Here is a 15,414-nt window from a genome sequence, read left to right as displayed (position 1 = left end):
ACCGGGCGAGATGCACTATTTTACCACCGCGCAGGCCAGCCGGTCGCCGGCATCGCCGGAGGGCTGGCTGCGGTTGTCGTCCGAATGCATGTGGATCACCAGGGCCCGGCCGCGAAGGGCGGTGGCCTTGTCGTCGAGAGACACGAAGCTGTTGAAGACCTGGGCGCGCAGGATGCCATCGGCGCCGACATACTGGTTGGGCATGTCGCCGGCATGCGGGCCATTGGAAGCGAGGAAGCCGTGCTCGGAATTTTCATCCTCGCCGGCAAAATGCTTTCCCGCCGACTCGAACCCGTCCTTGGGGTCGCAGCGTCCCATTTCGTGAGCGTGAAAAGCGACCCAGGTATCCTTCGGCAGGCCGCTTATCTCCATCTCGATCAGCACGCCCTTGCCACCTGCCGTCAAAGTGGCCCGCCCGATGTCGGTGCCGTCCTTGCCCACGAACTCGGCCGTCGCCGTTTGCGAGGATTGTTGTGCCGAAGCGGCACCCGCCATGCCTGCCGCACAGGCGATCGCGATCATCGTTCTCATCATCGGAGTTCTCCCTCTCACTCGCGGGTCGATAGAAGACAACGCGCGGCTGCCGGGGTCGTTCCGCAAAAACGCGGCTGAGTTGCAGTGATCCGGCGAATTGAGCTAAATCGACACGTCCAGACCGATGTCGAGCGTCGGTGCGGCCATCGTGATCTTCGATGTCGAGATGTAGTCGACGCCCGTTTCGGCGATTGCCCGAATGGTTTCGATCTTAACGTTTCCCGACGCCTCCAGCCTGGTGCGGCGCAGGTCACCGGCATAGGAAGCGGCGGACAGTTCCCAATGTGCCGCGTTGATCGCGACGGCCTCGCGGAGCAGTTCCGGCCCCATATTGTCGAGCAGGACCACGTCCGGCGAGGCGGTCAGCGCCTCGCGCAACTGGGCGAGGCCGTCGACTTCGACCTCGACCTTGACGAGATGGCCGCAATAGGCCCGCGCGGCGCGGACGGCGCCGGCAACACCGCCGGAAACGGCGATGTGGTTATCCTTGATCAGCACCGCGTCGTCGAGGCCGTAGCGATGATTGGAGCCGCCGCCGAGGCGAACGGCATATTTTTCGAGAGCGCGAAGGCCGGGGATCGTCTTGCGCGTGCAGCAGACCTTGGCGCCCGTATGGGCGATCTCGTCGGCGAACGTCGCCGTGTAGGTCGCGACCCCCGAGAGATGCATGAGAAAGTTGAGCGCCACCCGCTCGGCCGAAAGGAGGCCTCGGGCACTGCCGGAAATTCGCGCAATCGTCGTACCTGGCGCCACCCGGTCGCCGTCCGCAGCGAGCGCCTCGAAGCAGATCGACGGGTCGACCAGGCGGAAGGCGGTTCGCGCCAGTTCCAGCCCGGCAACCACGCCCGCTTCGCGCACGCTCATATTCGCGGCGGCTGTCCGCTCCGGCCCGATCGTCGAGAGGGTGGTGATGTCACCGGCCCGGCCGAGATCTTCCAGAAGGGCCGCTTTCACCTGCTCCTCGACCATGAGAGCGGGCAGTTCCGGGCGAAGGGCGGTCATTATGTCGTTCCTGCGGTTGGAGTAGCTTCTAAGTTTGCGTTTGCCGCCCTCATGCCGGCTCGCTCTCGGCCACGTCCGCGGCCAGACGCTCCGCCTGGGCAAGCGTCAGATAGGTCCGGCGCCGCCATTCCGGCCGCTCGTCCGGGCAATCGGCCCGAAAATGACCGCCGCGGCTTTCCGTCCGTTGCAGGGCGGCGATCGCGATGAGCTTGGCCGTGGTGACGATATTGGCGAAGCGCAGGCGCTTGTTCGCCCTCTCGAGTTCCGCAATCCCCCGGATCGCCCGGGTCAGGCTTTCGCGCGTACGCACGACCCCGACGCAATCGCTCATCAATTGCCGCAGCACCTTGAAAGGCGGGCTGTCCTCGACCGTCACGGGATCGTCGTTCTCGCCGGCATTGTCGCCCCAGGCAGTCAGCTTCGGGGCCGGCAAGCTGCCCTTGATATTTTCCGCGATCCGCGCCGCGAAGACGACCGCCTCCAGCAGCGAATTCGAGGCAAGACGGTTCGCGCCGTGAACGCCGGTCGATGTCACTTCGCCCGCCGCCCAGAGGCCGTCGATGGAGGTACGCCCCTCCCCGTCCGTGAGCACGCCGCCCATGTGGTAGTGCACGGCAGGCGTGACGGGGATCGGCTGTCTGACCGGATCGATGCCCGCTGCCATGCATGAGGCGTAGACGGTCGGGAACATCTCAGGAAAATGCCTGCCGACGGCCTTTGTGCAATCGAGGAAGGCGCGGCGTCCGGCCTGGACTTCCGCAAAGACCCCGCGCGAAACGATATCGCGCGGCGCGAGCTCTCCATCGGGATGGATGTCGAGCATGAAACGGCGGCCTTGCGAGTTCACAAGGCTGGCGCCATCTCCGCGCAACGCCTCGGTCGCAAGCGGCGCCGGGTCCTTGCCGATGTCTATCGCGGTCGGATGAAACTGGACGAACTCGGGATCGGCAATGATGGCGCCCGCCCGCGCCGCCATGCCGACGCCCTGGCCGCATGCTTCCCATGGATTGGTGGTGACCGCATAGAGATGGCCGACACCGCCCGAGCAAAGAACGACGGCGCGCGCCGGGAAGGAAACGCGGCTCTTCGACTGGCCGGCATCCGGCCGCGCGATCACACCGGAGATGAACCGGCCCTCGCGCACCAGTTCCTCGACCACATAGCCCTCGATCACCCGGATCGACGGGGTATTGCGCACCGCGGCAATGAGCGCCTCCATGATCGACTTGCCGGCCATGTCGCCCTTGACGCGGACGATGCGCCGCTCGGAATGCGCGGCTTCCCGCGAAAGCAGGAGCTTTCCCTCGAGGTCGCGGTCGAAGGGCACCCCGAATTCGAGCAGATCGTGGATGCGGGCCGGGCCCTCTGCGACCATCATGCGCGTCATCTTCTCGTCGACGATACCGGCACCGGCCGCAACCGTGTCGGCGACATGCTTCTCGAATGTATCGCCCCTGCTCATCGCGGCGGCGATGCCGCCTTGCGCCCAGGCCGAGGAGGCGCCGTAGCCGATCGGTGCGGCGGCAAGGATCGTAACGGGACGCGGCGCCAGTTTCAGCGCGCAGAAAAGCCCGGCAAGGCCGCCGCCGACGATGACGATGTCATCGATTCCGTTGAAGGACTGCGGGCGGAAATGGTCGGTCAGCATGGCTCGATAACTCCTCCACGGGCCTGCGCCGGGTTTGCCCCGGCATTGATCACTGCTTGAGGTTCACCATGCGCTCGACCGCCAGCCGCGCGCGGTCGGCGATCGCCGGATCGACCAGAACCTCTTCCGTCATGTCGAGCAAGCTGTCGAGGATCTTCGGCAGCGTGATGCGCTTCATGTGCGGACACAGGTTGCACGGCTTGACGAAATCGACGCCCCTGACCTCCGCCTGGATATTCGAGGCCATCGAGCATTCCGTCACCAGCAGCACCCGTTGCGGCCGCTTGTCCTTGACGTAATTGATCATGCCCGAGGTGGAACCGGAGAAATCGCAGACGGCGATGACATCGGGGTGGCATTCCGGATGGCCGACGATCTCGATGCCGGGATTGGCTTCCTTGTAAGCCAGCAGTTCGGCTGCCGTGAAGCGCTCGTGCACCTCGCAATGACCTTTCCAGGTCAGGATCTTCTTATTCGTCTGGCGCGCCACGTTCATCGCCAGATACTCGTCCGGGATGCAGAGCACGGTGTCGGACTCGAGGCTTTCGACTACTGCCAGCACGTTGGAGGAGGTGCAGCAGATGTCGGTTTCCGCCTTTACGTCGGCCGAGGTGTTGACATAGGTGACGACCGGCACGCCCGGATAGCGTTCCCTGAGGAGCCGCACATCCGCTCCGGTGATCGAGTCCGAAAGCGAGCAACCTGCTCTCGCATCCGGAATGAGCACGGTTTTTTCCGGATTGAGCAGCTTCGACGTCTCGGCCATGAAGTGCACGCCGCACTGGATAATGATCTCCGCGTCGACCTTGGTAGCGTCGCGCGCAAGCTGGAGCGAATCGCCGACGATGTCCGCCACGCAGTGAAAGATGTCCGGCGTCTGGTAATTGTGGGCCAGGATGACCGCGTTGCGTTCCTTCTTCAGCCGGTTGATCGCATGAACGTAAGGCGCATATGCCGCCCACTCGAACGCAGGAATGAAGTCCTTGACCTTTTCGTAAAGGTGCTCGGTCTCGCGCGCGATAGCCGGGGTGAAGGCGAGATCCGGCTTTTCGATGACGCCGAAGCGTGCCGCAGCGCTTGCAAAGGCCGGAGCGGGCGCCGCTTCCTTGCGAAGGTCAAGAGTGGTCATCGGGCTCTCCTCTCTCGCCGTTTCCGGCAATCTCTAATTATGCTCAAAATGAGCATAATTAGATCAAAACAAAAGCGGCTGAGCCGCCGGAACTGATTTAGAAAGTTTTGTGACAGATTTCAAGCGCGCAGGGTGGAAACGATACGCCCGCATATCGCACGGGCGCATCGCAACATTTTGGCGATCAGGCCATTGCCGGGCGGGCGACGGCACGCTCCTCGATCGGCCAGTGCACGATGGCCGCGAACACTCCGAGCGCAACGCCCACCCACCAGACCGGATCGTAGGATCCGAACTGGTCGTAGAGATAGCCGCCCATCCATACGCCGAGGAATGAACCGATCTGGTGCGACAGGAACACGATGCCGCCGAGCAGGCCGAGATGCCGCGTGCCGAACATGATCGCCACCAGCCCGTTGGTCGGCGGCACCGTCGAGAGCCACAGGAGGCCCATGGCGACCGCGAAGACGATGACCGATGTCGGCGTTTGCGGCAGCAGCAGGAAGGCCGAGACGACGACTGAACGGGCCAGATAGATCAGCGCCAGGAAATAAGGTTTCGAATAACGCTGGCCGATGATGCCGGCCGAGAAAGAGCCGATGATGTTGAAGAAGCCGATCAATGCCAGCGCGATTACCGCATAGCGGGCGTCGATTCCGATATCGCCGATATAGGCCGGAAAATGTGCGGTGATGAAAGCGACCTGATAACCGCAGACGAAGAAACCCGAGACGAGCAGAAGATAGCTCTTGTGCCCGAGCGCTTCCTTGAGCGCTTCCACGACTGTCTGCTTGAACAATGCCTCCGGCTGGCGCCCGGAAGAGGCATTGCCGCGCAGCGGAATCGCAAAGAGCGGAACGAGCAGCATCATGAGGCCGAGATAGACGAGGCTGTCGGACCAGCCATAGGCGGAGATGAGACCTTGGCTCAGCGGCGCGAAGAGGAACATGCCGGCCGAGCCGGCTGCGGTGCCTATGCCGAAGGCGAGCGAGCGCTGCTCGGGCGCGACGTTGCGGGCAAAGGCGGAAAGCACGATGCCGAAGGAACCCGACGCAACGCCCAGACCGACCAGGACGCCGCCGCCGATATGCAGCCAGATCGGCGCATCCGCGAAGGCCATCAGGATCAGTCCCGCTGCATAGACGAGGCCGGAGAGCGCGAGCACGCGCCAGGTGCCGAACTTGTCGGCGATCGCGCCGAAGAACGGTTGGCCAAGGCCCCAACAGAGATTTTGAAACGCCATTGCCAGGCCGAAGGTCGTCCGGTCCCAACCCTTCTCGGCAAGCATCGGCAGCTGGAAGAACCCCATGGCGGAGCGCGGACCGAAGGTCAGCATCGCGATGATGGAGCCGGCGACGATGATGAGCCACGGCAGGCCGCTGCGCTCCGCCGGACGGGTGACTGCGGGAGAAATGGCAGACATGGGCAAGCTCCTGATGATGAGGGGCCATGCTATGGCGGCGACGAGCCCGGGGGAAACCAATTATATTGAGGGTGGCATCACAGGAATTGATCCGCCGGCCGCTCGCACGTTTTCGCACGGCCGCGTTTTAAGCCGGCTCAGCGCACCTTCATCGGCCAGCGCTCCTCGCGACGGCGGAGGACCTCGACCGCGTCGCCGAGCCTGATAAGGCCCTCCCCCCGCGGCACGGCGTTCCAGCCGAAGAGCACGCCGGGCACGCGCCGGTCCGCAGACATGCGCTTTATCGAAAGACCCTGGATCGGGTTGCCGCCGACGCGTTCGCCGGTCGTCTGATCCTGCGTCGTCATGATGCACCGGGCGCAGGGCTTTACGAGATCGAAGGTAATCCCGGCAATCTCCAGGCTCTCCCAGAAGTCCTCGGCCCAGGCCTCGTCGCAATCGATGACGATATTGGTGCGGAAGCGCTCCATGCCGACCGGCTCCTGCCCCTTTTCCATCAGGGTGCGGTTGAGGTCGGCGAGCGAGCCCGTTGTCGTAACCAGAACCGGGAAGCCGTCGGCAAATGCGACGGGGGCCGCCGCTCCCGCCCATTCGGCGCCGACGAAGCGCTCGGCCTCATCGTCCATGCGGACGAGCTTAACGGGGCGCCCGAACCAGCCGGACAGCATGTCGTTTGCAGCACCCCCGGCGACCGCCGCATTGACGTCGCTCGACCAGACCCGGACATCGAGGCGGTCATTCGGGTCGAAGCGAACGGAAAGCTCCTTGCCGTTCATCCGCAGGCGCACACCGCCGGCGACATGCTCCGCCTCGACCTGCGCAAGCGCCTGCAGCTCGCGCTGCGTGATGAAATGTCCGTCGGGCGCGACCAGCATGAAGCGCCGGTCGCCGGCGAGCCCATCGAGATTGACGGTAACGGCCGTTTGCGGCACTGCGCGACCGCTCTTCAGGGGATGGATGTTCAGGCCGGTTACTTGCATGTCAATTTTCCGAATTCAGATATCGAGTCAGGCCGTTGCCAATCTGATTCACCGGGACGTGCCAACCCATTGAAGCTTTTAGATTTCATCCAGCATCATGGCAAGCACGCCGAAGCCGCTCCTGCCGCTCGACAGCCAGCCGCCGCCCCGCTGCGGTCTGAAAATTCTTCGCCAGGCGGAAGAGCTTCGCCTCGAAATGGTCGATCGCGAAAGCCTTGTCGTCGAGCGGGCGGGCTTCGGCCAGGGGATCGAGGGGATCATAAAGCGCGCTGTTCATGCGCCCGGCGATGTAAAAGCAGCGGGCAGCGCCGACCATGCCGATGGCATCGAGCCGATCGGCATCCTGCAGAATCTGCGCCTCCAGCGTTTCCGGCGGCAGATTGGCCGAAAAGCTGTGTGTCAGAACGGCGTGGGCGACGGATGTGATATCGGCCGCACTCCAGCCGAGCCTCTCGAGGATTTCGGACGCCTTTTCGGCCGCCAGCCGAGAAGCCGCTGCACGCTGTGGGGAATTTTTCTCGACCGACACGCAGTCGTGCAGCAGCACGGCGGCGGCCAGCAGGCGGGTGTTGCCACCCTCCTCCGACTGGATGCGGAGAGCGTTTTTCCAGACTCGGATGAGATGCGAGGCGTCATGGGAACCATCGTCCGCGGCGAAGGCATGCGGGAGGAGTTCGCCGGCGAGCCGGTCATGGGGTGCGAAGGCGGCCGCGAGTGCAGGAAGTCGGCTCATGCGCGGTGAGCTCCGTTGCCAGCGCTGCTCGACAATATCTTCTGGTAGAAGAGCCCGATACCGATCAGTACCGCCCCCAGGCCGATGAAGGACAGCGCCCGCAGAAAGCCTTCGAGATTGGACATGTCGACCAGGAATACCTTGAGCACGGCGATGAAGACCAGCACCGCCGAGGCGATACGGATGCTCTTGGCATTCATGCGCGAGCCGACCACGAGAAGCAGCACGCCGAGAACCAGCCAGACCACCGAATAGGTGTAGGTCTCACCCTGCAGGAAGCCCTTCCAATCGGCGACGTTCTGCCCTTGCCAGAAACGGCGCACACTGAGGCTCGCCCAGGCGAAGGCGAGAACGGCGCCACTGACGGCGAGCGCCGCCACATAGGGCAGCGGGCGACGGCCCCGCGCATACCGGGCAAGCCCCGCATAGCCGATGGCGGGGAGCAGATACCCGATGAGGAGCAGATCGAAGAAGGGAACGCTTCCAAGCAGTTCGCCGCTGAAATACGGGTTCAGGCCGACGAGGTGGGCGGCAAGCACGGAAAGCATCGACAGGACCCCGAGCGCCATGCCGCCATAGCGGAACACCGGACTCGGCGACCTCCCGTCGAGGGTCATGAATATCCCGGAGGCGCCGATCGCGAGAAGCGTGTAGATCGCCTGCTCACCGAGTGTCGGGACGGAACTGTCGAGCACGCCGCGGTTCATCGCGTGGCGAACGAGGATCGCGACCGTCAGAAGCACGAAAAGGCTCGCCAGCGCCTGCAGCAGGTTGCGCACCCGCACATCCGGCAAGGTCCTCAGGAAATAGGCGGAGGCGACGAGCAACAGCGCCGGGATGCCGTAGCCCGGGAGCAGCGCATTGAAGACCGGCACCGTTCCGAGGCTGCCCGGCCCGACGATCGTCGGCTCCCAGGCGATCCGCGCGAGAACGACGACCGCGCCGGCGACCGTCACCCAGGGAAGAACCGGCCAGGAGCGAAGACGCGTCGCGAAGCTGTATGCGGCCCCGAGGAAGGCGATCGCCAGTGTCGTCACCAGGCCGTCGGTCCAGGCGTGAAGCCCGATGACGAGAAGACCGAAGGAGCCGAGCGCCAGCAGACCGCCGGGAACGTCGGCTTCCCCCGCCTCTGTGCCGCGGCGATCGAGCCATTCGACCAGCGCGAGAAGGAACAGCCCGCCGGCGAAGGCGGCGAGGCCATGCGGCAGGTCGAAGGTGAAATTGCCCGTCATCAGGAACGACATGGCCAGAAGCGCATTTGGCACTGCCGCGGCGAGACCTGCCCAAAGAACGACGAATGGCCGATTCCCCGCCGGGCGCCGGGCAAGCACGAGGGCGCCGAAGAGGACGAAGAGCGCCGAAAGTATCATGGCGCTCAGCATGGCCGTGCGGCCAGGGACGACGATCTCGGGCGGCAAATCGGCCAAAGACGGATCGAGATAGGACAGAACACCACTGAGCGCAGTCAAGCTCCAGGTGCCTGCGATGGCACCGAAGGCGGCGAGCAGTGCCCCATAGACCGCGTTTGGACGCAAGGAGCCTGCAGCGGCAAGCGCCGCGACGACGACCACGAATTCGGTCACCGGGAAACGCTGGGCGTCGACGGTCGGGCTGATGAACAGCAGCGCGAGAACGGCTGCGACGATCGCCGCCGAGATGGAGATGGCAAGTCGGGGCGGCTTGAAGAGCCGCTCCCAGGCGCCCGCCGCCGGCGCTCCGCTCGGCTCCGCGTCCCGGTCGCCGAGGCCCGGCCAGATCAGTGCGACACCGGCGATCATCACCAGGAGCGCGAAGGTAACCGGAGGCGCCTCGAAAGGCGTCGCGAGCGCTACATAGGCAAGGCCCCAGAGGCCGAGGCCGGCATTGGCAAGCGTCGGAACGACCGACCAGCGGCGCAGACGCGACGCGGCAAGCGTGGCGAGCCATGCGGCCGCGAGGAAGCCGAACAACACCCAGGGGCGCGGCTCTCCGCTGGAGACGAACAGGGGCGTCAGAAGCGATGCGAGAAGACCGAGGCCGGCAAATGCCTGACCGTGCAGCAGCGACAGCCCCACCGTCGCAAGCGAAATCACCGCCAGCAGAATGAAAGCGGCTGCAGTGCCGATGAAGCCGTAGATGCCATAGGCGGCATAGACGACGCCAAACAGGGTGACGGCGCCGGCAGCGGTCAGAACGCCCGGTATCATCGCGTTGCGGAAGCGGTCCGCGACAGCAGGCACGGCGCGCCGGCGGATCACCTCGCCTGTTGCTCCGAGCGCGACCCCGAAGAGAGCGGCGAGGGTCAAGCGGACCGTGGGGCTCAGCAAGCCGGCATCGATCGAATACTGCACGAGGAAATAGCCGCCGAGCGCCAAGGCGAGCCCCCCGACCCAGACCGGCCACCTCCCGCCGATCCGGCTCTCCAGGCTCTCGGTCCGCGCTGCCGCAGCCGAGGGTACCGCCGGTGGCGCGGCCTCCTCGTCGAGGCTTTCGGCAGCACCCCTGGTTTCGTCAGCAACGGTGTGAGCGTCCTGCCGCGCCCGCGCCCATGGACCGTCGGCCATCGCCTCGGGCTCGGCAGCCTTCGCAACGTCAGCCTCAGTCCTCACGGATTCGATATCCGGGGAGCCCTGTTCCGTCGACTCTCTCCCGAGCCGCGCGAGTTCCGCCTTCAGGCTCTCGATTTCACGGTCAAGGCGCTCGGCCGTCCGGCGGCCGCCGAGGAAAGCAGCGAGCGCCATCACGAAGGCTAGAAGAGCTATGGCCTCGAGCATCAGTTCCCCCGGCATCACCACGATCAGGATCGATTCGGACAACGTTAGCGCGAAACGGGCGCCGAAAATATCCTGCGGCAGATATCCGCGGATTTATGCCGACGAGCTCCGTTCCCCCCTCAAGGGATTTCCCGACATGGCGGGATGACGCTCGTTGAAGTGCGCGTCACGGCAAACCGGTTTCGAGCGTCAGCAGTTCGTCCAACGTCTGGCGGCGGCGGATCAAGGTGTGCCTGGACTCTTCGACGAGCACCTCCGGTGCATAAAGCCGGCTGTTGTAGTTCGACGACATCGTCGCGCCATAGGCGCCGGCGCCATGGAAAACCAGATGATCGCCGACCTCGACTTCGGGGAGGTCGCGGGGCAGCACCGTCCCGGTTTCGGTCTGGGTGAAGACGTCGCCGGATTCGCAAAGGGGGCCGGCGATGATCGACGGCAGCATTTGAGTCCGCTCCGGAATGGCGGAAATGCGGTGGTAGCTGCCATACATGGCGGGCCGGGCTAGTTCGCTGAAACCGGCATCGACGAGCACGAAGCGGTTCCGCCCCATGGTCTTGACGGCGCGGACCTCCGAGACGAGCACGCCGGAGTCGGCAACAAGGTAGCGGCCGGGCTCGATTTCGAGCCTGACGGCGTGTCCGACTTGCGCCTCGATCTCCAGCCGCGCCGTATTCCAGAGCGAAAAATAGTGGGCGGGCTCGATCTCCTCTTCCTCCTCCCGGTAAGGTACGGAGAGGCCGCCGCCGGCGGAGACGGCTTCGATATCGGCGCCCAGATTGCGGCAGAGGTCCACCATTGCCCCGCAAACCCGTTGCAGGTGACCGTAATCGACACCCGAGCCGATGTGCATGTGAAGGCCGACGAGCGTCAGCGCATGGCGGCGCACAAGCGCCATGGCATCCTGCAACTGCTCGAACCAGATCCCGTGCTTGCTGCTTTCTCCACCGGTATTGGTCTTGTTGCTGTGGCCGTGCCCGAAACCCGGATTGAGGCGCAGCCAGACGCGATGGCCCGGCGAGCGTTCACCGAGTTGCCGCAGCATGTCGATGGAGCCGGCATTGACCTCTATCCCATCGGCGACGACGCGCTCGAGGGTAGCGCGGTCGAGCAGATCGGCAGTGAAAACGACGTCCGCCGTGCCCGAGATATTGCCGACGGCAAAGCCGGCCCGCTTCGCCCGCTCGATTTCCCCGAGCGAGACGGCGTCGACCCGCACACCGGCCTTGCGCATCTCGTCAAGGACATGAATGTTCGAACAGGCTTTTTGCGCATAGCGCACGACATCGAAGGCGGAGAGCTGCGCGATGCGGCGGCGGAGGGCCGAGGCGTCGTAGACCCAGAGCGGCGTACCGTATTCGCCGGCAAGCGAGATCAGCGTTTCGTTCGAGAGGGGCATGGTGTCTCTGGAAATTGGAGTAATGTCGGGGAGCGGAGTGGCGGGGCTGCACCGCTCCGGGCATGGTGCGGAAGCATATCGCCCGGTCTAGCGTTTCGCCGCCCGCAAGGCTTGATCCAGATCGGCGATGACTCTTTCCGCAGAATGCAACCCGACATTCAGGCGGATCGTGCGATCGCTAACGCCGAAGCGGGCGAACACATTGGTTTCCGGCGAGATGCTGAGCGCAGCCTTGGCCGGCACGACGAGGCTTTCCGGCCCGCCCCAGCTCACCCCGATGCGCACCAGGCGCAGCGCATTGACGAAGGCCGCCACGTCTATGCCGTCCGAGACCGTGAAGGAGAACAGGCCGCCGAAGCCGCGGAAGGCGGCCTTTCCGGGATGGTCGTAGAAAGCCGGATGCAAGACGCCGGTCAGATCCTCATGCGCCTGGAGCCAGGAAGCCACGGCAAGGCCAGCCTCGTGGTGATGGCGCATGCGGAACGGCAGGGTTTCGAGATTGCGCAGTACCAGCCAGGCTTCGAAGGGTGCGAGTTTCGCGCCGGTATAGGGATAGATCTCGCCATTGATCCGGTCGATATGCGCCTTCGAGCCGGCGACGAGGCCGGCAACCGTATCGCTTTGCCCGCCGAGATACTTTGACGCCGCGTGAATGACGAGATCAATTCCGAAATCGAGCGGGTTCTGGTAGAGCGGCGTCGCCCAGGAATTGTCGACGATGGTCACGACGCCGTGACGGCGGGCGGCCTCGCCGATCGCCTTCAGATCCTGCAGTTCGAAGACCATGGAGGTCGGGTTTTCCAGATATGCGAGGCGGGCGCCGGCCAGCGCGGCGACCATCGCCTCCGTATCGGTGCCGTCGACATAGTCGACGAGGATTCCGAAGCGCTTCAGCACCTTCTCGAAGAAGCGGAAGGCATCGCTATAGACGTGCCGCACAGTAACGATGCGGTCGCCCGGGCCGACGAAGGCGAGCACCGCGGCGGCGATCGCCGCCATGCCGCTGGAAAAGGCGCGGGCATCCTCCGCGCCCTCCATATCCGCGATGCGGCGCTCCAGCAGGCGCACGGTCGGATTGTCGCCGCGCGAATAGATCGGCTTCTTCGAGCGGCCGGCAAAGACGTCCTCCAGTTCCTCGTAGCTGTCGAAGAGGAAGAGCGATGTCTGGTAGATCGGCGGCACGGCGGCATCGAACGGATCGTCGCGTTGCGGCAGCAGCGCCTCGGCATTGCGATAGGCGTCGACTTTCAGGGGCTCGTTCATGGTGTTTCCTCTTATGTCAGGAAGGGCCGATAGATGGATCGGCGAGACGCGGGGCCATCGCTCGGGGTATGGCGGACCATTCGTGCCGGGCGACAAAAAGGCCGAGCACGGCGGCCAGGACGGCTGCCGCCGCAGGCGCGACAGCAACGCCGGCGAAGCCGGCCCATAGCGGCAGGATAATAAGGAGCGGAATGAGCAGGTAGCCTTGCGGCGCGAGCCCGACGAGGGCCGAAAGCCCGGCTCTCCCCCGCGATTGCAGCAGCACGAGCAGCACGGACTGGAACGCGGCCAGCGGAAAGACCGGGAAGAGCGCGCGCAACCAAGTTGCGGCCTCGGCGACAACCGCGGGGTCGCCGGTAAAGAGCCGCGCGACCGGTTCAGCCGCAAAGAACAGCAGCGCCGCATAGAGAAATGTCGCCGGGATCGTCAGGGCCAGCATGAAGCGTATGACGCTCTTCAGCCGCGCGGCATCGCCCGCGCCGAAGGCATGGCTCACGACGCTCTGCGCGCCAAGGCAGAAGCCGAGCACGGGAAGCTGCCCGAGCGTCATCATCCGCACGGCGATGGCGGTCGCCGCAACGCCGGTATCGCCGCCATGGACCGCCGACTCTCGCATCAGGACGAGGAGGGCGACGCCGGTGGCGAGCGTCGTCGCGGCGGCGGGCACGCCGATTTTCCCGATCGGCCCCAGCAGGGACCAGCGGATTTTACCGCCGAGAAGATCGACTTTGCCCCATCTGCGCAGGAAATAGACGGCATAGCAGGCCAGCGCCGCCGTTGCGGAAAGCAGCGTGGCGAGAGCCGCGCCGGCGGCGCCAAGATCGAAGGCGAAGATGAAGATCGGGTCGAGCACGACGTTGAGTGCGAAGCTTGCGATCAGCACGATCATGGAAAAGCGCGAATTGCCTTCGGCAATCGCGATGAAGTCGCAGACCACCTGCAACAGCCCGAGCGTCAGTCCGAGTGCGAGCATACGGCCGTAAGCGAGGGCTGGCGCGAGCAGAGCCTCGCTTGGCCCGAGCGCGCCGGCAAACGCCGGTAAGCCGAGATAAATCGGTACGGAGAGGGTGATGCCGAGGGGCATCGTCGCCGCAAGCGCCGTCACCGCGACGGCCGCTGCCCCCGTGCGGTCGCCGGCGCCGAGTCGGCGCGCCAAAAGCGTCGCGAGGCCGATGCCGAGCCCTTGGCCGGTGGCGCCCACCAGGAGAAAAAGCGGCATGACGAGGCCGACGCCTCCAAGCACTTCCGGCCCGAGGGCGCCGAGGAAGAGCGCGTTCACCGCATGATGCCCGGCATTGGCGGCAAGGCCTGCCACCGCCGGCAGCGCGACCGCCAGAACGAGCCGCACGAGGCGCGGATCGTTCAAGTCCACGGCGGTTTTCATCACGCGGCGTCTCGGGCGAGCGATCCGAGGGCGGGCAGGCCGTCCGGCCCGCCGAGGCCAGTGAGATCGGGAAAAAGCAGCCGATCCATGAAAAAGCGCTCGCGCAGCAGCATGACGAGAAGCGCCTTCTTATGAGGGAACTGGACGTGCTTGACTTTGGCGAAGCCGGAACGGTCCAGATTGCGGATCTGCTGGCGGTGGTGGTGGATCGGCTCGCCGACGATGCGGCGGGTGCGCGCATCGGCGAGGAACATGTAATGCATCAGCGAGGGCAGCCAGGCGCTGACGAACGCCTTGCCACGGAAATCGTCCTCGCCGATCGCCACATGCCAGCCGCGATCATAACCATCGGCCTCGTAATGCGGGCCAATCCGGTCCTCCTTGGCCCAGTAGAGTTCGAAGTAGCCGAAGGGCACGCCGCCGAAGGTTCCGACCAAGGGCAGCGTGCGCGGATCGGCAAGGCGGCCGGCGATGAAATCTCGATGGTAAGAGAGTTCGCCATTGTCCTCCCAAATCGCCGCCACGCGGGAATCGTTCATCCAGCGATGGAAATGCGGCAGATCCGCCTCGACATCGGCGACATGGAAGGCGAGGTCAGTGTTCAACCAGGGAATGAAGCGGCTATAGACGCGGCCCGCGGGTTTCGGCGGGCGCTGCGGATGAAGCGCGCCGTTCGTCAGCGTCACAGCTTCGGGATAGGCGGCGGGAACGCCTCCGAGCCACGGCCTTGCCAGTTGGAAGAAGGTTTCCGGCCGCGCGAGCAGCCGCTCGCCATGGCGTTCGAGCGCGCCGGTGCGAAGGAGGTCCTGCACGAAACTGCCATCGGCAAACTCCACCTCAACGGCGCTCAACGCCGGATTGCAGGCGAGGACCGATTCCAGAACGGCGCCGACGATATCGGCGGCAGCAACCTGCGAGACCGGCAAAGCCTGGAAGGCCAGCAGGCGGGCGGACGGGCTGGAGAGCGAGCCCGACGCCACCTCTTCTCCCTCGTGCTCGACGCGAAAGCCGCCAGGAGCCTCGCTCGGCAGGACACGAAGCGGCTGTCCGTAAGCAAGCGTGTGACTGAGCGCTCCCGTCGCCGGCAACTCAAGGCCATCGGGCTTCTCCCCCATCGTTTCGCTGACGGCGACATAGGCATTCATGGTCTTCTCCACTTTCGAAACGCG

The 15,414-nt window shown here is 65.0% G+C and carries 11 protein-coding genes and 1 pseudogene; all 12 read right to left on the bottom strand.

The features are described 5' to 3' along the window. Positions 1–15: 15 nt before the first annotated feature. Positions 16–534, bottom strand: coding sequence for a superoxide dismutase family protein (locus BHD07_RS07380; protein ID WP_100672078.1), 519 nt, complete (start codon positions 532–534; stop codon positions 16–18). A 102-nt stretch (positions 535–636) separates the two neighbouring features. After that, positions 637–1,536 carry a carboxylating nicotinate-nucleotide diphosphorylase gene (gene nadC, locus BHD07_RS07375; RefSeq protein ID WP_100672077.1) on the bottom strand — a complete coding sequence of 300 codons (900 nt, stop codon included), beginning with the start codon at positions 1,534–1,536 and terminating at the stop codon, positions 637–639. Positions 1,537–1,585: 49 nt separating this feature from the next. Further along, entirely contained in the window at positions 1,586–3,184 is a 1,599-nt protein-coding gene (locus BHD07_RS07370; protein WP_100672076.1) for an L-aspartate oxidase, read from the bottom strand. Positions 3,185–3,233: 49 nt separating this feature from the next. After that, complete coding sequence (gene nadA, locus BHD07_RS07365; protein ID WP_100672075.1) at positions 3,234–4,313, bottom strand: quinolinate synthase NadA; 1,080 nt, start codon at positions 4,311–4,313, stop codon at positions 3,234–3,236. A 184-nt stretch (positions 4,314–4,497) separates the two neighbouring features. Continuing rightward, entirely contained in the window at positions 4,498–5,736 is a 1,239-nt protein-coding gene (locus BHD07_RS07360; RefSeq protein WP_100672074.1) for an MFS transporter, read from the bottom strand. Between the two features lie 137 nt (positions 5,737–5,873). Next, the gene (locus BHD07_RS07355; RefSeq protein WP_100672073.1) at positions 5,874–6,716 is read right to left on the bottom strand and encodes an MOSC domain-containing protein; all 843 of its coding nucleotides are present in this window, start codon (positions 6,714–6,716) and stop codon (positions 5,874–5,876) included. A 78-nt stretch (positions 6,717–6,794) separates the two neighbouring features. Then, positions 6,795–7,449: pseudogene (locus BHD07_RS07350) on the bottom strand (HD domain-containing protein). Then, complete coding sequence (locus BHD07_RS07345) at positions 7,446–10,202, bottom strand: DUF2339 domain-containing protein (protein ID WP_338279340.1); 2,757 nt, start codon at positions 10,200–10,202, stop codon at positions 7,446–7,448. The pseudogene BHD07_RS07350 and the gene BHD07_RS07345 overlap by 4 nt, the downstream one beginning before the upstream one ends. A gap of 166 nt (positions 10,203–10,368) precedes the next feature. Beyond that, a complete protein-coding gene (gene lysA / locus BHD07_RS07340) occupies positions 10,369–11,598 on the bottom strand; it encodes a diaminopimelate decarboxylase (protein ID WP_100672071.1) in 1,230 nt (409 codons plus the stop codon). An 87-nt stretch (positions 11,599–11,685) separates the two neighbouring features. After that, positions 11,686–12,861 (bottom strand): PLP-dependent transferase, encoded by a 1,176-nt coding sequence (locus tag BHD07_RS07335; protein WP_100672070.1) that lies wholly within the window; start codon positions 12,859–12,861, stop codon positions 11,686–11,688. 16 nt (positions 12,862–12,877) lie between these two features. After that, positions 12,878–14,245: an MATE family efflux transporter gene (locus BHD07_RS07330; protein ID WP_100672069.1), complete on the bottom strand. Its 1,368-nt coding sequence runs from the start codon at positions 14,243–14,245 to the stop codon at positions 12,878–12,880. Further along, on the bottom strand, positions 14,245–15,390 hold the full coding sequence (locus tag BHD07_RS07325; protein ID WP_100672068.1) for a GNAT family N-acetyltransferase: 1,146 nt from the start codon (positions 15,388–15,390) through the stop codon (positions 14,245–14,247). The genes BHD07_RS07330 and BHD07_RS07325 overlap by 1 nt, the downstream gene beginning before the upstream one ends. Between the last annotated feature and the right edge of the window lie 24 nt (positions 15,391–15,414).

Source organism: Sinorhizobium sp. KGO-5, assembly GCF_036245905.1.
GTDB lineage: Bacteria > Pseudomonadota > Alphaproteobacteria > Rhizobiales > Rhizobiaceae > Sinorhizobium > Sinorhizobium meliloti_A.
Note: the sequence above shows the minus strand (reverse complement) of the source record. Positions and strands in the feature narration are given on the sequence as shown.

What these genes read in the sequence shown, in the direction of transcription:
- nadC (WP_100672077.1), bottom strand. Translation starts at nt 1,536, where the DNA reads ATGACCGCCCTTCGCCCGGAACTGCCCGCTCTCATGGTCGAGGAGCAG.
- BHD07_RS07330 (WP_100672069.1), bottom strand. Translation starts at nt 14,245, where the DNA reads ATGAAAACCGCCGTGGACTTGAACGATCCGCGCCTCGTGCGGCTCGTT.
- BHD07_RS07335 (WP_100672070.1), bottom strand. Translation starts at nt 12,861, where the DNA reads ATGAACGAGCCCCTGAAAGTCGACGCCTATCGCAATGCCGAGGCGCTG.
- BHD07_RS07370 (WP_100672076.1), bottom strand. Translation starts at nt 3,184, where the DNA reads ATGCTGACCGACCATTTCCGCCCGCAGTCCTTCAACGGAATCGATGAC.
- lysA (WP_100672071.1), bottom strand. Translation starts at nt 11,598, where the DNA reads ATGCCCCTCTCGAACGAAACGCTGATCTCGCTTGCCGGCGAATACGGT.
- BHD07_RS07355 (WP_100672073.1), bottom strand. Translation starts at nt 6,716, where the DNA reads ATGCAAGTAACCGGCCTGAACATCCATCCCCTGAAGAGCGGTCGCGCA.
- BHD07_RS07380 (WP_100672078.1), bottom strand. Translation starts at nt 534, where the DNA reads ATGATGAGAACGATGATCGCGATCGCCTGTGCGGCAGGCATGGCGGGT.
- BHD07_RS07325 (WP_100672068.1), bottom strand. Translation starts at nt 15,390, where the DNA reads ATGAATGCCTATGTCGCCGTCAGCGAAACGATGGGGGAGAAGCCCGAT.
- BHD07_RS07345 (WP_338279340.1), bottom strand. Translation starts at nt 10,202, where the DNA reads ATGCTCGAGGCCATAGCTCTTCTAGCCTTCGTGATGGCGCTCGCTGCT.
- BHD07_RS07360 (WP_100672074.1), bottom strand. Translation starts at nt 5,736, where the DNA reads ATGTCTGCCATTTCTCCCGCAGTCACCCGTCCGGCGGAGCGCAGCGGC.
- nadA (WP_100672075.1), bottom strand. Translation starts at nt 4,313, where the DNA reads ATGACCACTCTTGACCTTCGCAAGGAAGCGGCGCCCGCTCCGGCCTTT.